Origin of the sequence: Nostoc edaphicum CCNP1411, assembly GCF_014023275.1 — a bacterium.
In the GTDB taxonomy this organism is placed as follows: Bacteria; Cyanobacteriota; Cyanobacteriia; order Cyanobacteriales; family Nostocaceae; genus Nostoc; species Nostoc edaphicum_A.
This window is the reverse complement of sequence record NZ_CP054698.1, coordinates 5,324,358-5,346,964: the sequence shown is the minus strand read 5'-3', so window position 1 is coordinate 5,346,964 and position 22,607 is coordinate 5,324,358. Positions and strand designations below refer to the sequence as shown.

At 41.1% G+C, this 22,607-nt stretch carries 21 protein-coding genes; 14 read left to right on the top strand and 7 right to left on the bottom strand.

Annotated features, from left to right (window positions below):
• Positions 1-30 precede the first annotated feature (30 nt).
• The 3 genes from HUN01_RS25215 (at position 31) to HUN01_RS25205 (ending at position 1,220) form a co-directional block, all read left to right on the top strand.
• Positions 31-267, top strand: coding sequence for a hypothetical protein (locus HUN01_RS25215; RefSeq protein ID WP_181928478.1), 237 nt, complete (start codon positions 31-33; stop codon positions 265-267).
• On the top strand, positions 264-530 hold the full coding sequence (locus tag HUN01_RS25210; RefSeq protein ID WP_181928477.1) for a type II toxin-antitoxin system RelE family toxin: 267 nt from the start codon (positions 264-266) through the stop codon (positions 528-530). The genes HUN01_RS25215 and HUN01_RS25210 overlap by 4 nt, the downstream gene beginning before the upstream one ends.
• A gap of 216 nt (positions 531-746) precedes the next feature.
• A complete protein-coding gene (locus HUN01_RS25205; RefSeq protein ID WP_181928476.1) occupies positions 747-1,220 on the top strand; it encodes a DNA phosphorothioation-associated protein 4 in 474 nt (157 codons plus the stop codon).
• Between the two features lie 12 nt (positions 1,221-1,232).
• On the opposite strand, the gene HUN01_RS25200 is transcribed toward HUN01_RS25205, so the two are convergent.
• Both HUN01_RS25200 and HUN01_RS25195 read right to left on the bottom strand, forming a co-directional pair.
• Positions 1,233-2,438 carry a DNA sulfur modification protein DndB gene (locus tag HUN01_RS25200; RefSeq protein WP_181928475.1) on the bottom strand — a complete coding sequence of 402 codons (1,206 nt, stop codon included), beginning with the start codon at positions 2,436-2,438 and terminating at the stop codon, positions 1,233-1,235.
• A gap of 104 nt (positions 2,439-2,542) precedes the next feature.
• Positions 2,543-4,144 carry a DGQHR domain-containing protein gene (locus HUN01_RS25195; protein WP_181928474.1) on the bottom strand — a complete coding sequence of 534 codons (1,602 nt, stop codon included), beginning with the start codon at positions 4,142-4,144 and terminating at the stop codon, positions 2,543-2,545.
• 172 nt (positions 4,145-4,316) lie between these two features.
• Between HUN01_RS25195 and dndC the strand changes: the two genes are divergently transcribed.
• From dndC to HUN01_RS25140, 11 genes are all read left to right on the top strand, one after another.
• Positions 4,317-5,939, top strand: coding sequence for a DNA phosphorothioation system sulfurtransferase DndC (dndC, locus tag HUN01_RS25190; protein ID WP_181928473.1), 1,623 nt, complete (start codon positions 4,317-4,319; stop codon positions 5,937-5,939).
• A 75-nt stretch (positions 5,940-6,014) separates the two neighbouring features.
• The gene (locus HUN01_RS25185; RefSeq protein WP_181928472.1) at positions 6,015-6,635 is read left to right on the top strand and encodes a Uma2 family endonuclease; all 621 of its coding nucleotides are present in this window, start codon (positions 6,015-6,017) and stop codon (positions 6,633-6,635) included.
• Positions 6,636-6,823: 188 nt separating this feature from the next.
• On the top strand, positions 6,824-8,812 hold the full coding sequence (dndD, locus tag HUN01_RS25180; protein WP_181928471.1) for a DNA sulfur modification protein DndD: 1,989 nt from the start codon (positions 6,824-6,826) through the stop codon (positions 8,810-8,812).
• A 65-nt stretch (positions 8,813-8,877) separates the two neighbouring features.
• On the top strand, positions 8,878-9,117 hold the full coding sequence (locus tag HUN01_RS25175; protein ID WP_181928470.1) for a hypothetical protein: 240 nt from the start codon (positions 8,878-8,880) through the stop codon (positions 9,115-9,117).
• A 192-nt stretch (positions 9,118-9,309) separates the two neighbouring features.
• Positions 9,310-9,696: a DNA sulfur modification protein DndE gene (dndE, locus tag HUN01_RS25170; RefSeq protein WP_012410821.1), complete on the top strand. Its 387-nt coding sequence runs from the start codon at positions 9,310-9,312 to the stop codon at positions 9,694-9,696.
• Positions 9,697-9,747: 51 nt separating this feature from the next.
• Positions 9,748-11,205, top strand: a complete 1,458-nt coding sequence (locus HUN01_RS25165; protein ID WP_181928469.1) for a DNA phosphorothioation-associated putative methyltransferase — start codon at positions 9,748-9,750, stop codon at positions 11,203-11,205.
• A gap of 245 nt (positions 11,206-11,450) precedes the next feature.
• Positions 11,451-12,743 carry an AmpG family muropeptide MFS transporter gene (locus tag HUN01_RS25160; RefSeq protein ID WP_181928468.1) on the top strand — a complete coding sequence of 431 codons (1,293 nt, stop codon included), beginning with the start codon at positions 11,451-11,453 and terminating at the stop codon, positions 12,741-12,743.
• Positions 12,728-13,150: an ABC transporter permease gene (locus HUN01_RS25155; RefSeq protein WP_181928467.1), complete on the top strand. Its 423-nt coding sequence runs from the start codon at positions 12,728-12,730 to the stop codon at positions 13,148-13,150. Before HUN01_RS25160 ends, HUN01_RS25155 begins: the two co-directional genes overlap by 16 nt.
• Positions 13,151-13,328: 178 nt before the next feature.
• Positions 13,329-13,520: a hypothetical protein gene (locus HUN01_RS25150; protein ID WP_181928466.1), complete on the top strand. Its 192-nt coding sequence runs from the start codon at positions 13,329-13,331 to the stop codon at positions 13,518-13,520.
• A 17-nt stretch (positions 13,521-13,537) separates the two neighbouring features.
• Positions 13,538-14,086, top strand: a complete 549-nt coding sequence (locus HUN01_RS25145) for a GNAT family N-acetyltransferase (RefSeq protein WP_238845593.1) — start codon at positions 13,538-13,540, stop codon at positions 14,084-14,086.
• 174 nt (positions 14,087-14,260) lie between these two features.
• Positions 14,261-15,019, top strand: coding sequence for a HEAT repeat domain-containing protein (locus HUN01_RS25140; protein ID WP_181928465.1), 759 nt, complete (start codon positions 14,261-14,263; stop codon positions 15,017-15,019).
• Positions 15,020-15,119: 100 nt separating this feature from the next.
• Here the strand turns inward: HUN01_RS25140 and HUN01_RS25135 are convergent, their stop codons facing one another.
• The 5 genes from HUN01_RS25135 to HUN01_RS25115 all read right to left on the bottom strand — a co-directional run bounded on the left by HUN01_RS25135 (position 15,120) and on the right by HUN01_RS25115 (position 22,452).
• Positions 15,120-15,527: a phosphomannose isomerase type II C-terminal cupin domain gene (locus HUN01_RS25135; RefSeq protein ID WP_181928464.1), complete on the bottom strand. Its 408-nt coding sequence runs from the start codon at positions 15,525-15,527 to the stop codon at positions 15,120-15,122.
• A gap of 174 nt (positions 15,528-15,701) precedes the next feature.
• Positions 15,702-17,045, bottom strand: coding sequence for a PQQ-dependent sugar dehydrogenase (locus tag HUN01_RS25130; protein WP_181928463.1), 1,344 nt, complete (start codon positions 17,043-17,045; stop codon positions 15,702-15,704).
• Positions 17,046-17,265: 220 nt separating this feature from the next.
• On the bottom strand, positions 17,266-18,477 hold the full coding sequence (locus HUN01_RS25125) for an EAL domain-containing response regulator (protein ID WP_181928462.1): 1,212 nt from the start codon (positions 18,475-18,477) through the stop codon (positions 17,266-17,268).
• Between the two features lie 26 nt (positions 18,478-18,503).
• The gene (locus HUN01_RS25120; protein ID WP_181928461.1) at positions 18,504-19,367 is read right to left on the bottom strand and encodes a PAS domain-containing sensor histidine kinase; all 864 of its coding nucleotides are present in this window, start codon (positions 19,365-19,367) and stop codon (positions 18,504-18,506) included.
• Between the two features lie 334 nt (positions 19,368-19,701).
• Positions 19,702-22,452, bottom strand: a complete 2,751-nt coding sequence (locus HUN01_RS25115) for a family 10 glycosylhydrolase (protein WP_420832741.1) — start codon at positions 22,450-22,452, stop codon at positions 19,702-19,704.
• Positions 22,453-22,607 lie beyond the last annotated feature (155 nt).

Genomic DNA, 22,607 nt, shown 5'->3' with positions numbered 1-22,607 from the left:
AAAAGTAAAACCACATTCGGATGATTAAAAATGACAGCACACGAAAGAGAACAGTTAATTAAAGATATCAACGTACTGCTACATCAAGCTTATGACAGTACTTTAGATGAAATTTATGCACTCTTAAAAAGAATCGATGATGTAGATGATGAAGAAGACTTAAAAGATATTAAAGAAGCTAGGGAAGATATACGCATTAATGGCACTGTATCTTGGGATGAAATTCAAAACGAAATAAGAAACGAAATAAACAAGGATATTGCGTGAGTTACGAAGTTAAATTTTCAAGGGGTGCGAAAAAGCAGTTTAGGAAACTACCTATAGACGTACAACAGCGCATACAAACTAAAATCAACGACTTGGCAATAGAACCGCGTCCAAATGGGGTAAAAAAATTACAAGGTGATGATAATTCATATCGTGTTCGAGTAGGAGATTATCGAGTGGTTTATGAAATAGGTGATGATGTTTTGATAGTAACTGTAATTAAAGTAGGACATCGTAGCGAGATTTATAAAGATGAAAGTTAGCAGAGTGGGGAATATGGTGCTACTAATACTGATGAACCGCAAGTGTATCGACGTGGTGAGGTGGCTGAAGCTGAACCCGCAGTGCCAGGATGGACTATGTTAGTGGATAATTTGTTTGTTTAGCGATCGCCCACATACTAGTATAAAATAATGCGCTAATAATTACTATCACTTCCAACTTTCGGTTAAAATAGCAACAATGTAGATATTAAAACAATGGCTGAAACTGGCAGAATCAGGGTTGCTAAAGATAAAGCTGAGTTGGTGAAAGATTTAACATCTTCAGATGGTGGAACCGGGCCTTTTAATACTTTTGCTGATGTCATTGTATTTGCAGCAGCTTTGGGTGCAAAGCATAAAAGGCGGGTGGCTTTGGGAGAGATTTCTAAAAGGGAACCATCGCCAATTAGGATAGAGTATTTTGCCTCAATGGGAAATGATATTTTAATAAAATTATTAGCAATTAATGAAACTAAAGATATAAAAACACTATCTATTAATGAAGAGGAATATGAAAGACAACGCAATCATATATTTGAAGAGTATGCTAATGGTGGATTGGAAATATTGCAAAATGAATTGCGTGGGTCAGTAGATTATGCAGAGCGAATTTTATTATTCCTCAGTTATGAGCGAACGAATATAGAGCAACAAGACGAGGAATTTGATCTCACCAAATTCCTCTCTTGAATCAGGGTATCTTCAATAGGAAGAGTTTTCCATCCATCCTAGTTTATCTTTAAGCGCCTTGACTGCACCACTTACTGCATTGGCATTAGTGTATAGTTTATAACGCTTATCCGGTTTTTTAGGATTAGGATCTATCCTAATTAAATTATTTTCCCAAATTGGATTACTTCTTGTCCAATCTATCTGTGCAAGTTGGGAAACTTTTGCATCATCAAAATAATTGCTGTCTTTGTTGTAAGTGAAGTATAGCAATCGTCCTAAAACTTCCAGACCAGCACTCACTCCCAGTATACATTCATCTTTAAATTTTCTTAGTTCAGCAATAGTCAAATCAGCTACCTTTGTCTCAGAAATATATCTTGTGTTACTGCATTCAAAGAAAAACTTATTGAGACAACTAGCTAGAGCATTAGATGAACTCTCTACATCATAGTCTTGAAGTTCAGAATCAGGATTCTTTGTAAAAGCACAACTCACAGACCTTGTTATGTAGTTATTTGTGTAAATAAATTTCTTTTGAATACGTGGAGAATCTTGAATTTTATCTGTTTTGTCACAAAAAATTTTCACTTGTTTTACTAAATTTTTAGTAATACCAACACGACCTTCAAATTCACCAAATGATAATAGCAATGCTTTACCTAGTGGTTTAGTTTGAGCCATATCTCCAAAATCTTTTCTACACTGGTCAATATCGTCTTCTAAGACCAGCGTAATGGGAAAATCATTATCACTAATTAAGGAACTTTCCTCACTTTCAATTAACTTTTGAATAGCAGTCTTACGATGTTGTCCATCTGTAATCTCTAATTTAACATCACGAGGAATTACAACTATACACATACCTCTGCCTAATTCGAGAATTGTTATTTTATCTGCGGGTACATTTGCTGTCAGCGTCCCCAAAATCCAGGGTTTTCCTTTTCGGGCTTGTTCGATAATATAATTTTTGATCTCTTCAGCATGACCGGGGACTTCTGGGCGTTGTTTACCTAATTCAGGATCATCGTCCTTAGCAGGTTTTGCTACTAAAAGTGCTGGAAAGTCCTTAGCTGGTATATTAATTTGTAGCATTTTCCGCTTTCCCTGGCGAAAAATCAGCCCTGGATAGCAGGAATCTCGATAATGGTCTTCAAAGAACGGCGCAACCAAAGTACTAAACTTAGCTTTGATCTCTGGCGAAACACTATTATTACTATCTTCGTTTGTTTGAGCCATATAAATATTTATACCAATTGGTAGATGTTAGCAAACATGATACGCAACCCTTGTAGGCTATAGCATCGGTAAAAACCACACTGAAAAATCCATACTTAACTTTGCTAGCTCAGAAGATTTGGAAGTCCTACTGCTTTCGGTTCAACAAACTCAGCATCAAAACCTATTGTTTTATTTTCAACAGTCCTAGCATCCGCCAAAGCCTTACGAAGTTCAGCACGTTCCATCTGTTCCTGAACTCCACCCAGAATGTAAACCAATAACTTCGCCGCTAAATCTCGTCCAGCAACCTGTACCCGCTTTTTATTTGGGTCATACAAAATCCCATACCAAAGAGATTGAGGATATTCCATACCACTAAAACCACCTTGCTGGTCAAACTTTCGCAGTTTCTTAAAAATATCTGCTAAGGAAAAACCTTTTTTAAAAACCAAAATTCCCAAAGCTTGTGCTAATGCAACTTGAGCAACTGGACGGAAAAGCATATTTCCTTCACCTCCATCTTTCTCAAAGCTGAAGCGCCGTAAAGCTGGTGTATCCTCGTGTTCTAAAATCTTATAACTGGAAAGACTAGCCAAAGAATCAAATAGCTTTTTAAATTCCTCAATTCCCTGCTCAATTTCTTCATCCTCTGGACGCATGGGAATTAGACCTTTTTCTAAAGGTTTCCAGTGAGGGAACTTATGAATTAAATATCGCTCAGACATATCTTGTAGAGCTTGCAAAGTCGTCAAAACTGTAGAATTGGAAGCGACTGTTGCACTATTCCAATTAACGCGAGGATTGCGCTCTTGTCGTTGTTCTAATAGTGGATGTGTAACTGCAATTTTTCTAGCAACGATCGCAAAACCATCGTCTTCATTCAACTGTGTTAGTTGCCCTTTAGTCAAGGGTGCAGCCATCAGGTTGACATGAACAAAAATCGATCTCACCCTCCGCCTCGCCTCGGTGCGAGTTTCCCCAGCCGCTACCGCACAGATGAACTCAATACCAATTTTTTCTTTGGGTAAATTTTGCAAGTAAGCAAGGTCTACTTGGTACTTTTCTATCAAATCATTGACTGTAATAAAACTGTCATCAGCACCTTTATCTTTTTTATAGCGCTGGAGTTTGCGAGTTTTGATTAACTCCATCAACCCCTGTACACCCATTAATCGGTGTTGACCATCTAGTGCATAAATGGTTACATCATCCTCAGAAATATTTAGCAGGCCTACTTTAGCGTCTTTATCTAAGGGTATAAAATCAGTAGTAGACTTGGTGGCGCGTCCTTCGCTATCCCACTCAGCAGCTTTGGGATTATCCACCCACGGTTGATTAATTACTACTAGCACTGGCGGAAACTTGTGATTTTGTCTAGCCGCTAAATACTGCACTAGCGGTGCTTGACGTGACCAATCAAGGGGACGCTGCTGAATTTCATCAATACTATCCGCGTCAATCTCGACATTATCAGTTTCAGGATTATACTTTTTTTGAAACAGAGGTAAGCCAGAGGCGAAGTGAACCCGACCTGCAAACCATTCCAAGGTAACAGAGCTAACATAAGCCTCCGTACCACCCATCTCGGTTTTTTGAACGAGAATCTGATCTTTTCTCCCTAAAAACTTCTCCAGGAGTAAAGCTAGTACCTGTTTTTCCTTGTTTTCTCGTTCCAGGTACTCTTTAGCAATGTCAGCAGTCGGGTCAGATGCACTATCTTTCATGTTAAATTTTAAAAACAGAATAGGATTATGTTGTTTAATTATCCAAAAATTTGGATATTAGTAGTAAAGTTTTTAAAAACTTTTATTCAACCCAGGTCGCTGGGTTTTGTCTATCTAGACGTGAATTCTATTTGCCCAGATATTACGCCAGTGTTTCCAGAGAGAAGGAGAAATGACTACAGCACAACAAGCAGAAAATAAAAACCAGCAAACACGTACTGTAGCAGAGTTAGTGGACTACATCCAAGTTCTCACCACTGAAATTCAAGAATTGTATTGTTTGGATGAGATACCTTGGGTGGTGGGCTATTCGGGCGGAAAAGATAGTACTGCTACTTTACAGCTTATCTGGAATGCGATCGCAGCACTCCCACCTGAAAAACGAACTAAAACAATATACGTTATTACTACAGACACGCTGGTAGAGAATCCTATAGTTGCTGCTTGGGTACGCAGTTCTCTAAAACAGATGAAATCTGAAGCCGAAGCGCAAGGATTACCATTTGCTCCCCATTTGTTACAGCCAGATTTTAAAGAGACATTCTGGGTGGGTTTGATTGGTAAAGGTTATCCAGCACCGCGAGGGAAATTTCGCTGGTGTACAGAACGCCTCAAAATTAATCCCTCTAACCGCTTTATTCGTGATGTGATCCGAGCGAGTGGAGAAGCGATCGTTGTGTTGGGGACTCGCAAAGCTGAAAGTACAAAACGTGCTAACCGAATGAAAAAATTGGAAGCCCAACGGGTACGCGATCGCCTCAGTCCTAATATGAACTTGCCAAATTCTTTAGTTTACAGCCCTATTGAAGACTGGGAAAACGATGAAGTCTGGATTTATTTAATGCAGTGGGAAAACCCTTGGGGGTACAGCAATAAAGATTTATTCACCATGTATCGAGGTGCTTCTGCTGATAATGAATGTCCTTTAGTTGTTGATACATCTACCCCTAGTTGTGGTAGCTCTCGTTTTGGTTGCTGGGTTTGTACGCTGGTTAGTCAAGATAAATCACTCGCGGCGATGATCCAGAATGACGAAGAGAAAGAGTGGATGCAACCTCTACTTGATTTCCGTAAAGAATTGGACGCTGAAGAAACCCGTGATAAAAGAGATTTCCGACGTAGAAATGGTGGTGTCCAACTTTATGAGCGTAACTTAGACGAGGGGATATCTATTGAACCTATTCCTGGCCCCTTTATTAAAGAAGCGCGAGAGGATTGGTTAAGAAAGTTGCTTACAGTTGAAAAAGAAATTCGTCAAACAGCGCCAGAAAATATGCGCGACATCACCTTAATTACTCTAGAAGAAATGAGCGAAATCCGCCGCATTTGGCTAGAAGAAAGACACGAATTTGATGATAGCTTACCCCGGATTTATCAAGAAGTGACAGGCGAAGAATTTCAAGACCCCCGTCCTGGTGCAGACTATAGCCTACTAGGTCGTGATGAATGGATAGTATTAGAAGAAATCTGTGAAGGTGACGCGATGCACTTGGAACTCATGGCGAAATTGTTAGATACAGAACGCCAGTATCGCAAAAAGACTCGTCGCGTGGGAATATACGAAACCCTAGAAAAATGTTTTAATACGAGTTCCCGTTCTCCAGAAGATGCGATTAAAAATGCTCGTTTAAAACGCGAATTAAGCGAAGCAGTTAGTCAAGGTGATGTTGCAAAAGTCAAGCAGATGACTTTGGGAGATGTTGCAGCAATCAATGAAGTCGATGAAGGTAAAAATGAGAGTGATGAAGAGGTAACTTGGGCAAGTATGAAATTTAAAAAGGAAAACTCAGAATAATAGAAGACGGGAGTCAACCAAACTACTTAAAAAACGCTTGACAGAGCTAGGTTATCTTAAAACAAGCGAGGTTCTATGATTCAAGCCATACACAAATTAGTAACTTTTGAACATTTTGCAGCTTGGCGGCCTGAGGGTGGGAGATACGAATTACATGATGGCGTGATTGTTGAAATGGCACAACCAGTTGGAGATCATGAGGATGTTGTTGGTTTTTTAGCGCTAAATATATCTATCGAAATTGGGCGACAAAAACTTCCTTACTTCATTCCAAAAACTGTATTAGTCAAGCCATCTGAAGGTGAATCAGCTTATTCCCCAGACATTTTAATAATCAATCGACCAAATTTAGTGAATGAGCCTTTATGGAAAAAAGAATCAACTGTATCTCAAGCTACGTCTATTCCCTTAGTTATTGAAGTTGTTAGTACTAATTGGCGAGATGATTACTACAAAAAATTAGCTGATTATGAAGCTATAGGTATTCCCGAATATTGGATTATAGATTATGCGGCTATAGGTGCTAGGAAGTTTATTGGCAATCCTAAGCTGCCTACTATATCAATTTATCAATTCATTGATGGTGAGTACCAAGTTACTCAATTTAAAGGCGATACCCATATTGTCTCGCCTACTTTCCCAGAATTGAATTTAACCGCCGAACAGATTTTTCAAGCTGGAGGTGTGCAAATCTAGCTACGCTTACCAACACCGAGACAGATACAATCGCATTTCTTAACAGTTAGTGATGGTATTATCTATATTTCATAGACAATATTTTTTCTCAATGCGTCAGACAAAACCATCTAATTAATTTTATCTGATTCCTTACAAACTTTTTGCTTCTGCGATCGCTGTCGAACTCATGTTAATCTTAAAAATCAATGATATTTCTTGAACTCGTATTACAAAACTTTGGCCCTTACAGTGGCAAACAGGTAATCAATCTTAACCCAAAAACTGATGAAGACAACTCGCGTCCAATTATCCTATTAGGTGGTATGAATGGTGGTGGAAAAACTACCCTTATGGATGCCATTCGTCTAGCGCTCTATGGCGCTCGTGCCCAATGTTCTACCCGTGGTAATTTAAGTTATAGTGATTTTCTCAATCAATGCGTTAACAATAAAATTGATCCAGTTGCAGACACCCGGATTGAATTACTTTTTGAACATATTGAAAACGATAAACCAATAAAATACCGTGTTGTCCGTAGTTGGACAAAAAATCCTAAAGATGGCAAAGATACGTTAGGTATTTTAGGTGACAGTGATACATGGCCTGATGCTTTAGTTAATATCTGGGATGAATATATTGAAAATCTCCTGCCATTAGGTATTTCTAACTTATTTCTCTTTGATGGTGAACAGGTTAAAGAACTTGCAGAACAGGAAACACCACCACCAGTTGTAGTAGATGCAATTCGCGGACTTTTAGGTTTAGAGTTAGCAGATCGTTTAGCAGTTGATTTAGATATCTTAGTTAACCGTAAACTTAAAGAAGTTGGTAATAGTAAGGATTTAGCAAATCTAGAGGAAATTGAAACTAGGTTAACCCAACAGCAAGAAGATTATCAAACAACAGAAGAGAAAGTAGAAATTCTCAAAAATCAGGTAGAAGAGTTAGAACAAAAACAGCAAGAAGCCTTTGATAAATTTATTTCTGAAGGTGGGAAGATTGCAGCCGAACGCAATCAACTAGAACTACAACAAAATACAAAAACTGCGGAAATTGAACAAGTACGTCAGTCGATGTGTGAATTAGCGGCTGATGTTTTACCTCTGGCATTAATTCCCAATTTGCTTAATCAGGCACAAGCACAGGGGGAAAAAGAATTTCGCCATCAACAGGTACAGATTTCTAAAGATTTGTTAATTGAGCGAGATCAGCGCTTACTTACTTGGCTCAATCAAGTCGAAATTTCTCCGATACAAGTTGAAAAAATCCAATCATTTTTAATCCAAGATGTAGATAGTCTATACGCAAAGACTCTCCAGACAGAAGCACCTTGGTTATTAGCTGATGATGAAACTTTAAGTCAGCTAGATAATCTCATATATCACTTACAAAATTCTAAACTTTCTGCAAAAGAGAAATTAGCTATTCTCAAAAATAAAGAAGAAGAAATTCATACTTTAGAAAGACAAGTGCAAACAGCAGCAGCACCAGAAGATTATACAAAGCTGCGTCAAGCATTAGAATCAGCACAAAATCAAGTCGTTGAAGCCAAAGCAAATTACGAAACAATCCGCCGCCGTTTAGCTGAATTAGAAACTATTATTGCCAAGTCAAAAAGAGAATTAAGTGATTATACTGTAGAAAACATTAAACATAAAAATAGCGAACATATTATTACTTCTGCGGCTAAAGTTCAAAACACACTCAAGATTTTTCGTGAAAAATTAACTCTGCGAAAACTCAATAAATTAGAAGAGGAAGTTAAAAATTGCTTCCTTTATCTTCTCCATAAATCAGACTTAGTACATCGCATCACTATTGATACTAAGACTTTCAGCCTTTTGCTTTACGATTTAAATGGTAAACGTGTGCCTAAACATCGTTTATCAGCAGGTGAAAAACAATTACTTGCGATCGCATTTCTCTGGGGTTTAGCCAAAGTCTCTGGACACCGCCTACCAGTAGCCATCGATACGCCACTAGGTAGACTAGACTCCTCACACCGCAACAACTTAGTTGAACGTTACTTTCCATCCGCCAGCCACCAAGTAATTTTGTTATCTACGGATACTGAGATTGGAAAGAAAGAAGTAGAAACACTGCGAGAAAATGAAGCGATCGCACGCGAATATCTCCTCAAATACGACTCCTCCACCCGCCAAACAACAGTGGTAGAAAATCAATATTTTTGGTAGTAGATATCGTCTAAAAAAGATATTTACAATATATATCACGGTCTTTGAAAAGTAGAGAAGCAATTATGAACTCGGCCCATGTATTAAAAATAGCGAAAGACCTACGTGTTCTGTCATTAGAAGAATTAGAACGGATCGCAAAACAAGTGCAAGAAAGAAAGCAAATAGTAAATGAATTCACTGATGTCAAATATATGAAGGAACAACTAGTTGCAATGGCTATTGATTTAGATATACAAACAGAAATTACCACCATTAATAATGAATTTAGTATTACAGAAATGGATGGTTTGGAAAAACTGTGAGCATCAAGAGAGGACAAATCTGTTTAATTAATTTGAGTTTATAGCAATCCTAAATCATTCGTGAACAACAAGATCCCCGACTTCTCCAAGAAGTCGGGGATCTGAGCTTAACGATTTTCACAAATCAAATAGGATTGCTATATGAGCGAAAACTACTTCAATTTTTAGTAAAACTCGTTATTGACAAAGATTATGGAATCCCCAATCGAAAGAATAAAACTCTCCCAAACAGCCAAAGACCAACTTACCAAACTTAAACGCAGTACAAAAATCGACCAATGGAATATCCTATGCCGTTGGGCGTTTTGCCGTTCCCTCGCAGAAGCAACCACACCCTCCCCCGTCCCAATTCCCCAAGATAGCAACGTCGAAATGAGTTGGCGCGTCTTTGGTGGTGAAATGTCCGATATTCTCCTCCTCGCCCTCAAACAACGCTGTCATAATGACGGTTATCCCACCGACAAAGAAACCCTCGCCACCCAATTCCGCTTACATTTACATCGCGGTATTGGCTACTTAGCAGGCGATCCAAATATCAAGAAAATTGAAGATTTAATTGAACTAGCGGTTAAAAATTGAAAGGATATTAGTTGACTGTTAACTGTTCACCGTTAACTGACAATTAATATTATGCCTGAAGCGCTAGAAATTGAGCGTCATCGAGCTGCGATCGCTCGCATTGATATATCTCGCCCTGTACGATTGGCTATAGAAGGGTCAATCCTCAATCAAGACACCACTTTTTTTGACTACGGTTGCGGCTACGGTGGTGATGTCCAGCGAGTAAAAAACTTAGGCTACACCAGTGCAGGTTGGGACCCTTACTACTATCCCGATGTACCACGCATCCCCGCCGATGTGGTTAACCTGGGCTATGTCCTCAATGTTATTGAAGACTCAGAAGAACGCCGTCAAAGCCTGATCAAAGCTTGGGAACTCACCGGGAAAGTTTTAATTGTTGCGGCTCAAATCCTGATTAACGCACCCAGCAAAACCCAACTTGCTTACAATGATGGCATTGTGACGCGCCGCAATACTTTTCAGAAATATTACGAACAACAAGAACTCAAAACTTATATTGATGAAGTCTTAAATGTCGATGCAGTACCGATCGCACTAGGTGTTTACTTTGTTTTTCGAGATGAGGCTGAAAAAGAAAGCTACAAAGCCATCCGCTTCTTTTCTGCGACTTCTACACCGCGAGTCCGTATCCCCATCAAGCGGTTTGAAGACTATCAAGAACAGCTGCAACCACTCATGGCTTTTTTTACCAAACGCGGTAGATTACCTGTGAAAGGCGAATTGGAAAATGAACAGGAATTACTGAGCGAATTTGGTAACTTTCGCCGCGCCTTTGGTGTAGTTTTGCAAGCTACTGATGAGGCTGAATGGGATGCGATCGCTTATCGTCGCTCTCTGGATATCCAAGTTTATCTCGCCCTGACTCACTTTGATAAACGTCCGGCATGGCAAAAGCTAGCCCCAGAAATGCGTCACGATATCAAAGCCTTTTTTAGTAGCTATGAGGAAGCTTGTCAAGTAGCCGACCAAAAGCTTTTCAGTTTAGGTAAACCTGGGGTGATTCAAACTGCTTGCGAAAAAAGCAAAATTGGTAAACATACACGCGGTGCGCTTTATGTCCATGTTTCGGCACTAGCAGCACTTGATCCCGTACTACGAATTTGTGAAGGTTGCGCTAGTCGGACCATTGGGCGTGTAGATGAAGCCACATTAATTAAATATCACACTGATAAGCCGCAAATATCCTATCTGTCTTATCCTGAATTCGACACTGATCCCCACCCGGCGTTAAAAGCCAGCATCGGTATTGATTTAAAAACCCTCTTTGTAACTCACCGAGATTATGAAAATAGGGCAAACCCGCCAATTTTGCACCGGAAGGAAACATTTGTTACCAGCAACTACTCTGGTTACGAAGAATTTGCTAAACTCACCCAACAAGAACAGGAATTAGGGCTGCTTAACCAAAAAAGCGACATTGGTACGCGTGAAGGTTGGGAAAAATGCCTCGCCGCATACAGAGTAGAAATCAGAGGGCATCAGGTTTATCCAATTCAGGAAAGTTAATAAAACGCTGACGCTATAAGGTTATCCTGAATTTGTATTTAACCCAAGTAAATCTTGGTAGTTTGTCATGTTTGCGGAAAATCACACAGCAGCTGTCGCAAGTTTCAATCCCTGATCGGGATTAATAGGAATTGCTGCCACTCCGATAATTCAAACCCTTATAGGTACTACTTACATGATATACTTCTGCATTTCCTCGTTGGATTTTATTGATATTTCCTCAAAAGAGGCAAAAAGTTGAAAATATGAGGAAAATTAAATCGCTGCTGGGAGTTTTCGGTAGTCGCAAAATGGCGGCTTTATTATTTTTAGGTTTTTCATCGGGTTTACCATTATTGTTAATCGGTAATACCTTAAAAGCTTGGATGACCGTAGAAAAGGTAGATTTAGCCGCTATTGGTTGGTTTAGCCTAGCGAGTTTGCCTTATTCGTTAAAGTTTTTGTGGTCGCCACTGCTGGACAGGTTCGCCTTACCAGTCTTGGGACGACGGCGGGGTTGGTTAATTTTGACGCAGATTGCTTTGATTGTAGCGATCGCATTCATGGCTTTTCAACAACCCAAACAAGCATTACAGTTACTAGCAATCAATGCCATAGTCATTGCCTTTATCAGTGCAACTCAAGATATTGCTGTTGATGCCTACCGTACCGACGTTTTGGAAAAACTAGAAATGGGGGCTGGTGCAGCAGTTTTTATCTTAGGCTATCGAATTGCTCTATTAGTCGCGGGTGCTTTAGCCTTAATACTTGCTGACCAACTGCCTTGGTCATCGGTTTACTTGTTTATGGCAGGGACGATGATAATTGGTATTCTTGCCACCTTGTTTGCACCAGAACCCAAGGAAATTAGCCCTCCAGGATCTCTGGCCGATGCTGTCATCTTGCCCTTTCAGGAATTTTTTCAGCGCCAAGGGATTATTAAAGCTATTCTAATGCTGGCATTCATTACCCTATACAAGCTAGGTGATGCTTTGTTGAGCAATATGACCACGCCTTTTTTGCTGCAAACTGGTTTTACCAAAACCGATATTGGGGCAATTCAAGTGGGGATGGGGTTAATTGCTACAATTGTTGGCGCTTTAGCAGGTGGTTCTATTTTGAGTGCTATTGGCATCAATAGATCGCTTTGGGTTTTTGGTATTCTACAAGCAGTAAGTAATTTAGCTTACTTTTTCCTAGCATACATCGGTCAAAACTACCAAGCTATGGTACTTGCCATCAACGTAGAACAATTTTGTGGTGGATTGGGGACAGCAGCCTTTGTTGCCTTTTTGATGAGTCTTTGTAACCAGCGGTTTTCCGCAACCCAATATGCTTTGTTATCCAGCTTAATGGCTGTTAGTCGCGATATTCTGGCGGCCCCTGGAGGCGCGATCGCCCAAAGTACGGGTTGGCCTATATTTTTCTTAATTACCATCGCCGCCGCTGTACCAGGACTACTCTTATTACCAGTATTTGCCCCCTGGAACCCTCAGCCAGTGGCAGTATCCAGACCAGGACTTGAGGACAAAGAAGAGGATATATGGGGAATCAAGTAGTTATTGCTGTCGGCACATTCATCCTCTTACTCACTGGTTTATTACTTGGCTATGTTCTCTCGCAGTTAGTTCTGGGATTTCTAGCATTTAACCTCCTAACTTTTTTCGGAACACTCAGCCTAATTTTAATTTTTGGTACACTTTATTACGTTTTATTTTGGCAATTGCGAAGAGATCAGTCCCGGCCATCAACTCCATCAACCATCAATCAAGGGATACCAACCCAGGTAGAGGAGGGTTTATCTGATAGCTATCTCAAAAATAGGCTAATCGCTAAATTATCTGGTGATACTGCCGCAGCCGAACGGTTAATTGAACAGGCAAAGGAAACTTATCCTGGGATGCCGGAAAATTGGTATTGCGAAAGGGTGCTTGATGACTTAGAGCGCGATCGCCAGAGGGAGTAGGGAAGCAGGGGAAGCAGGGGAAGCAGGGGGAGAGAAGTATTGCCCAATGCCCAATGCCCCATTCCCAATTCCCAATTCCCAATTTCCATGCACAGAAAATTGCTAAAATAAATCAAGAATACTTCACAAATCTTTAGCTAGGTTCTCATGAAAGTTCCTAGCTTCTTGCAATTAAAATATGGCTATTTTTCGTCAATACATCGCTCCACTGCTTGTAGTACTGGTATTTGTTTTTGCCCTAGTGGCAGTCAGCGCCCGGATATTTTTACCGTCTGATATGGCAGCACCCGCACCAATTGAAGAGGTAGAGGTAACTTCTCAACCTACTCCCACTGATTTACCACCAGCAGCACATAACTTAGCTAGCTAAGTCTATAAACGTTAGAAGTGTCTGAGCAACTACTACCTGGATATATTATTCGCCGTGGCTCACTTTTGGAGCGATCGCTGCTACTTAAATTCATGCAGCGAACTTACCAGGATCTCTTTCCCAACGACGATTTTTCCCACCTAGAGCAAACAGTTAAGCAATACTTCTCCAGCGATACGCCCTTGTGGTGGGTAGAAGAGGAGGGGGAGCAGGGGGAGATGAGGGAGACAAGAAGAATAAGCAATGCCCCATGCCCCATTCCCAATGCCCAATTCCCAACGCCCAATTCCCCCATAGCCTGCCTCTGGGTAGGCAATGCCATAGATCAAGTACATGGGAACCGTCATGCTCACATCTTTATCCTCTACGTTGTACCAGAACATCGGCGACGGGGTATTGGTACAGCCTTGATGCAATATGTGGAAAATTGGGCTATTCAAAGAGGCGATCGCCAGATTGGACTGCAAGTGTTTCAATCAAACAAACCCGCATTGAATCTTTACAATCAGTTAGGTTATCAAACCCAATCCATCTGGATGGTAAAATTCCTGAGTGCAGAAAAATAAACTCAAAAATAGCGATAACATACTGTAGCGTATGAGTTATGGAGGTTCTCGTTTGGATAAAACTCAACGAGAAAGAAAGGAAAATGTATAAGAACCCAACTAATATATATAAAGCTTTAACTTATTAGCGCGGGGGATTATGTGTTAATCCCTTTTCGGGATTGAAATCAAATTATGTATGACGAAGACGATCTAAGCCTACTCGATATTGAGGAGGAGCTAGAAAGCCCCTTAGATAAAATAGAGCCGCTAACTGCCGAATCAGTTGTGGCAAAGCCCGATCCAGAAGTGATGCTAGCCTTGCTGGAAAATCCCCAGCCCCAGCAAAGAATGTTAGCGGCACGTGCTTTTTGTGATATAGAAGATGCCCGTGCTACCCCTCATCTGATTCGCCTGTTAACTGATACCTGTCCCTTAGTGCGGGTAAGTGCAGCTTATGGCATTGGACGCAATCCCAGTTTAGAAGCAGTGAGTCCGTTAATTGCTCAACTAAACAGTGATTGGAATGGCTATGTGCGTAAAGGTGTAGTTTGGGCTTTAGGAAACTGTCGCGATCGCCGTTCTTTAGCACCTTTAGCAAACGCCCTCAGAACCGACATTTCCGCAGTGCGTTTGTGGGCTGCTAGCGCCTTAGCACAGATGGCAGAAGTCGGTTACGAGGCAGTTATAGGGGCAATGCCGCCTTTAATTGAAGCCTTAGTTCAAGATCCTGTAGCAGCGGTGCGGAGTAACAGTGCTTGGGCAATTGGTCAACTGTGCCGCGAATTGCCTTCTAATGTAGTTTATGCCACAGCGATCGATGCCCTAATTCAAGCCTTTGCCGAAGATCAAGATTTGGGAGTCCGGGAAGACGCCAAAGCCTCACTGTTAGGAGTGGGCGATCCCCGTGGCTTACAGTTGATTGAAACCCTGGAACAAGAAGGATGGTTTTGATTGGGTATGGGGAATTGGGCATTGGGAATTGGGCATTGGGGAAACTCTTCTCCCCTGCTTCTTCCTCATCCCCTGCTCCTCTACTCCCTCATCCCCGCCCTTACTGTCCTTCAGCTACAGGTTTGACCAAATTTAAGTCATAAGGGCGCTCAGTATCATCCTCACCTAAATATTCACCATTTTGAATTTCTAGAATAATTAGCGGGATATGTCCAGGATTTTCTACCTTATGTAGGGTAGCTGCGGGGACATAAGTTGATTCGTTTCGATTCAGTAATATTTCTGCATCGCCACAAGTCACTTTCGCGACACCGGAAACTACAACCCAATGTTCATTGCGATGATAATGAATTTGTGGTTTAATCCCGTGCCTGGGCTTGATTTCAACACGACTAATTCTATAGGTTTCTCCCTCCTCGATTACCTCTACCTCACCCCAATATCGTGTACCTGAATGTGGAGACAATTCGTTGATATTTGACTGAGTATTATTTTCATTGGGAGTCATAATTAGTTTCTCAACCAGATAAGTATTAGTATTTATCAGTAATTTACCGTAAACGAGATAAACCTGAGTAGGCAGATGTAGTCACAACGTCTCTATTGATGACAACTGCTCTAACTTTACTTTAGGCAACAGATCCTATCCGTAAATTTCTAAATGTTTGAATGCGTGAATTGCTTAACCACCCGTATACTGAATCCGATAAATTCGATTATTAGCTTCTTCTGTTAGTAGTAGACTACCATCTGGCAACACAAGTAAACCTACAGGCCGTCCCCAAGTGGTTGGTACAGAAGGATTTAGCAAAAATCCTGTGAGAAAGTCTTCGTAGTAGCCAAGCGATCGCCCTTTAGCATCGAAGGGAACAAATACAATTTTATAACCAGTGCCGCGATCGCGATTCCAAGAACCACGAAAAGCAGCAATTGCACCGTTACGGTATTTTTCTGGAAAGGTTTTACCATCATAAAACTGCAAACCCAATGCTGCTGAGTGCGCCTGGAACAGCACATCTGGCGTTTGGGTACGGGCTACTAAATCGGGGCGTTTACTTTTGTCATCCGTTTTTTGCCGCGGATCGAGGTTGTTTGGCGTTAGATAAGCATAGGGCCAGCCGTAAAATGCCCCCTGTTTAACGCGTGTGAGATAGTCTGGAACCAATTCATCACCGATTCCATCCCGTTCGTTAACAGTGGTATAAAGTTCCTTTGTTACAGGATGAAAGTCTAAACCAACAGGGTTACGCAAGCCGGAAGCAAAAGTTTGCTGCTGGGAACCATCCAAATTCATCACCTGTATCGAAGCCCGTGGTAGGGGTTCTTCATCTACATTGGTTCCTGAACCGACTGAAACATATAATTTATTGCGATCGGGTGAGACAACGACATTGCGCGTCCAATGGTTGTTATAACCTTGAGCAGGTAAGTCGGCGATTTTTTCCCCTTTACCTGTAATCTGGTTTTGGTCTTGGCTATAGGGAAAACGCACCACAGCATCTGTGTTCCCCAGAAAAAACGAATTATCTACAAAAGCCATACCAAAGGGTCTATTGAGTCCGTTTTCCCCACTAGCAAAGGTTTCTCGAACGTCTGCTACACCGTCGCCGTTGCTGTCACGTAACAGACGAATCCGATTTTGCCCGGTTTCAGTCACGAGTACATCACCACTGGGGGTTAAAGCTAGCCAGCGTGGGGCATCTAAACCTTCAGCAAAGACGTTTACTGTAAATCCTGGTGGTACTCGCAGCACCGGGTTTTGCGGAATCGGCACAACCTCTGGCCGCTTAGAGGCACTTTCTGTTGCAAAGGGTGCTGGTAAATTCTTCAGATTGATTCGGATGGGTGTAGGTGAAAGTGCTTCAGTACGGACAATATTTTTTGGCTGTGTAGGATTTTGTGTCTGTTGGGTAGAAGGTACAGATGTTTGTGGTGTGGGATTATCTAAGGAAGCGCGAGTCTGATTACAGGCTGCTGTCGAGGTCAGTAAAAAAACTGGCAGCAAGAAACGCGCAGGGACTTTCATGGCGGTAGAAACTATACACAATTTTCTTACTTTAGACTTGAGACTTAATAATTGTCGCCAGTCTAAAGTTTGATTTTTCTTAATTAGTTAAGGGATTGTGGATTGTGGATTGGGGAGATGGGGGACAAGAAGGAATTATTAAATAAGTCTCTTCTATTCTTTGTCTCCCCTTCTTCCTTGTCTGCCGTTTTGTCTCTTTTCCATTCCCCATGCCCAACATTTAAACATATAAGCATTTGTTAGTTAACAAAAAATTTTCAAACTCTGCTGCTGGTAAGGGACGACTAAATAGAAAACCTTGCATAGAGTTACAGTTGTGTTGGCGTAAAAAAGCCAGTTCTGCTTCCGTCTCTACACCTTCAGCAACTACATCTAAATTGAGATTGTGAGCCATTTGAATTAATGCTTTGGTAATGGCTGACTTCTGTGGATCATGAGCAACATTATGAATAAAGTAACGATCAATTTTTAAGGTGTTAATTGGTAAATTTTTTAGATAAATTAAAGAAGAGTAGCCAGTTCCAAAATCATCGATCGCAATTTTCACACCCAAAGATTGCAATTTGCTCATAGTAGCGATCGCACTATTTACATCTTGCATAATCATACTTTCGGTGAGTTCTACTTCTAAGTAATGTGCTTCCAACTCATTGACAGCTATCAAATTGACGATGTTATGAATAAAATCTGGTTGATTAAATTCAATCACTGACAGATTTACAGCAACAATCAAGGAGGTTATTCCAATATCGCGCCAGCTTTTAATTTGTTGACAGACCCTTTTTAATACCCATTTACCAATAGGAACAATTAAACCTGTAGACTCTGCTAACGGAACAAACTCTGTTGGGTAAATCATCCCCAACTCCGGACTTTGCCAGCGCAATAAACTTTCAGCAGCTACTATCTTCCCAGAAGCAATATCAACTATTGGTTGATAATAAATTTCAAACTCTTGAAATTTATGTTGCTTGATAGCCCGATGTAAGCTAATTTCTAACAACTGCATCTTTGGAGACAAGTTGTTAATTACAGTCTGAGGAGATAAATACCTTTTTAAGGTAGCGTGCTTTTCCAGCCTGTTCATGATGGCACTTAATAACTCAGCTCGAGTGAATGGCTTAGTTATATAGTCATCAGCACCCATATCCATGCCTTGACGGAAGTCAGATTTGGCTGATTTGGCAGTTAGAAATATGAAGGGAATTGTTGCCGTTGATGGATCTTGACGTAACGCTGTTAACACGCCATAACCGTCAATTTCTGGCATCATCATATCACAGAGAATTAAATCGGGAACTTCAGAGATAGCCAAATTTACACCGATTCTGCCATTAGCCGCAGCAATCGTTTCAAAATCCTCAGCTTCTAATAAATCTAAAATATTTTCACGGACTGCTTCCTCATCTTCTATTATTAAAATTTTGGGCATATTTACCTCAATTTATATTTTATTTTTTAAAGAAAAATTACAGTAAACTTTCTACCAAATTCCAGTTTACTTATTACAAAAATTAGCTTTTGTAGATATCTGTACACGTTTTTTACAACTGCTATTCCTAATTCAGTACTTAGTATATTACTGGCGTGATCAAAGGATTCAAACAGATATGTTATGTCTTCTGAAATACCAATTCCCCAATATTGAATTTCAAATACTGCTTGCCCATGCTGACAAAAGAGACTAAACTTGACAATGCTATCATCTGAGGAATATTTAATCGCATTTGAGAGCAGGTTAGTCAAAATGCGTTCCAGCAGTTTTTCATCCATGCAGCAGGTTACAGATTTATATTGACTGGTGAAATAAATCAAACGCCGATAGCCCAGATTCATCTGTACTTTTTCTAGTATTTGTCGGCTGTATTTGACCAAGTTGAAGAATGTTGGTCTATACTCTAATTTTCCCGCTTCTGACTTACTGATAATCAACACATCATTCAATATCTCAGTCATGATTATGTGATATTTGGGTGCATTCGTCTGCATCACCCTAATGTCACACTTACAGTAAAAGTCCAAATCCTCCTTAGAAACTCCAATTAGGCGAGCAAGTTTGCCTGTCGTATCTTTACGTACTATAGCGCGTGCTAGTAACCATTTGTACTTGAGTAATTGTCTCTCAACGATAATCTGATATTCTACCTCAAAGGAACCAATACTAGGTTTGTCTCTAGTTTTCTCTATTTTTTGTGCTAATCCTTGAGAGATACTTTCAGGGGTAATATTACCAAGAATCTGACCTTGGTTATCTGTTGGCAACGAACAGTCAATTATTGACTCTAACCTTTGTAGCCCGATAAGCTGAGGTAAAGCTTGCATAGATTTTACGATAGCTATTATCAAACAATAGTTATCTAAAGCTGGTTATCTAAGTATTTTCCAATATTTTGACGCTAAATAAGTAGTAATATTTGGGATAAAAACACTACAAAAAGTGTGTTAAGAATTACAAACTAGCTTATATCCAGCTAGTTGAAAATTGAAAATTAAAAATTGGGAATGGGGCATTGGGCATTGGGCATAGAGAAGAGACAAGTAAGAAGGGGAGACAAGGAAGAGACTTGTTCGATACATTCCCCCTCTCCCTTGTCTCCCTTGTCTCCCTTGTCTCCCCCCATCTCCCTCATCCACTCCCCTGCCCCCTGTCTCTTCACTAAGGACGCAACTGCACCCGCCGTTCGCCGTAACGTAATAGCCTTTCTATCGTTACAAGCCGATTTTCCCAAGCTTTGACTTGATAGGAATTCGACTTAAGTTCTTGGCTCATCAATACCCGAAATTGAGACTGGAACCGAGTTAGAGAGGCTCTAGCTACTAATAACTTACTAGGAGAAGGGGAAGCGGCAAGCTGATTTAAAGCACTGCGTAAAACTTCTGCTTGGTTGTTAAAATCTGATATTTTCTGAGCAGGTCTTTGTAGTTGGTCATTTTGGAAAATAAATTTCCATTCTCGTTGCAGCGCACTGTAACGGATGGCAGCAGTTTGAAAAGGTTGACGGTGAGGAATCGGTTCACTTTTTGTGGATTGAACCCTACCTTGGGTGCTGCTAAAAACTTTTTGTAGATCGTTGTTAAAATTCTCTGCGGCAAAAAGTGCATAACCACTAACTGGCAAATCCCTTACCAATTGGAGTTGATCGAATGCCCCGATTGTTGGCAAAGAAAGTAAGCGAATTCCCGGCACTAACAAGGTAGCTCCCAATTGTTTAGATGCAATCCAGGGTTGGGCCAGTCGTTGGAAGCGAGAAGTGTCTAGAGCATAAGTCATGGGAACAATTAAATCTACATCCCCACGCCTTGCCCAAGTTTCCCAGTTTTGTTGAATTTTCTGAATCCGTTCTGCTTCCTGCAAAGGAAATACTGCAACCGACAAAATCAAATTCGGTTGCTTTTGCCGTAACTGTTGTGATGCTTGGGCGACAAAACTATCAACTTGCTCGGTGCGAAATTTCGTCCACTTTTGCCACAAGTCTGCTTGGCTAGGGGAAATATTCACTGGATCTACACCAGTAAGTTGCTGAAATTGCGCTCTTGCAGCTTTGCCATAGCCATAGATTCGACCTGCTGATGGGTCTTGGAAAGGATAGCGAATGTAGTCTAGCTGTAGACCATCCACTTTATATTTAGTGACAATTTCCTCATACAGTTTGAGCAAGTATTGCCGCACTTCGGGGTTGGCTGGATCGAAAAATGGCTTGCTCTGACCAACGGGAATCATGTTGCCAAGGTTATCGTAGTTTGCCCAATCGGGATGAGCCGCCAGTACTGGCCCTGGATAATTAGGATTAATGTTGAGAATTTCATTGTGACGTTGGTTCCCAGCAGCAAAAGTCCAAACCCAAGCGTGTAATTCCATGTCTCGCTCATGGGCTAATTTCACCGCTTCTTCCAATGGGTCCCACCCACGAATTAATGGGTTTTGCTCTTTTGCAACTTGGCTCGGATAAATAGTATAGCCAGCGTTAACAGTTTCAAAGAAGACGGTATTAATCCCAGCTTGGGCGAGGCGATCAAAAATCTGTGCCAGTCCCGCCTTGCTACCAGCACGAACAATTGTGCCCCGATCTAACCAAACTGCGCGAATTTCTGGTTGAGCTAGTTTCCGATCAACAGGAAACTGCTGCCACAAGCTCGTTTTAGCGACTAGCCACTGCTGACGAGCTAGAGCGTAGTTTTTTTGAGCAATCAATTGGGGTAAGCTTTTGGCAATTAGCCTTGCTTGTGCCAAGGCTTGCTCTTTACTCGTGCCTAGCGATCGCAGTTGGGTTGAGGCTAATTGTAACGGCTGCTCTTTGACACTTGAAGACTGCTTTTCCTCAGATATCGTTTCGCCAACATTGGCCGCATCGGCTAACACTGCTAAATGGGCACTTTCCACTCGACCAATGAGATTTTCTAGCTCTTGCTGGAGAGCGATCGCTTGGTTGTTGTCAATCGGCTCATTGGAGTTTGGTACCACATCTAAACGCACCGCTTCTTCCAATTGGTCAATAGCCTCCTGGGAAGTTGGGGGTTTGACCATTGGAATCGCTCTAGGGATGGGAGCGGTGGCAGTTTTAGGAGGAGGGGATGGGGGAGATGAGGAAGATGAACTGCTCCCCTGTGCTTTCGGTGCAGTCGCTACCGTTGTAGAGCAATTTTGGGAACCTCCTGCTATTTTTTTCATGCGATTTGATGGTGCTGGCGCTGTCAGATAGTGATTGACAGCAGCTTTTAACCAGGCATTATCTAACTCGGCGGCTGAGGCTGTATCTGTTCCCCAACGCCAGCCCAAAAAGGTGGAACGCTCAGTTGTCACGACTGCGGCCGGATTATCTTTGGAATTCCAAACAGCGGGAGATTGAGTGCCCATATCGTTAGGAATCACAACACCGCCGCGCACTTTGCCAAAGAGTTCAGTTTGATTTGCCCATTCTGGGATCTTGGTTTTTGTGGGTTTAATCTGCTCTGTTTCACTGAGGCTGAATCCCCAATAACCTCCCAAGAGCGATCGCAATAACTGGCGCACTCCTGGCGATGACAAACTACCTACGGGGCCACTGGCAATCAGGCGTCCTCCCTTACTCATCCATTCTTCTAGAGCGATCGCTTGGGTTGGTGTTAATGTTTCGACGTTTGGCAAAAACAATACCCGGCGATCGCCCCAATCTGCCATACTCTTGACATCATTTAGAGGAATTACACAATATTTCACCCCTATTGCCTCTAAGCGATCGCTGATCCCTGTCCATTGATTTGCATTTTCTTGGCCATACACTACGCTTAATACGGGTTCTTCGATTGCTGCCGTTACTGGCAAAATACTCAATAAATTTAAAATTACAATTTCACAACTTAAAATAAATAATCTTCTAGATTCTTTAATTTTTAAACTTATATTTTTTTGGTTTTCTTGATGCCTCACCAGTCACTCCTCATTTTATTATTAATTAATTGAGTTATTAGTCAGAATTCATTAGTACATAATCTAGGACTCTGGCTTGATTCCTGGTAAGTTTACTGATACTATAGCCTGAATTCCGTAAACCTACTATTGGTCTGCCTTTTCCCAAATCAAAT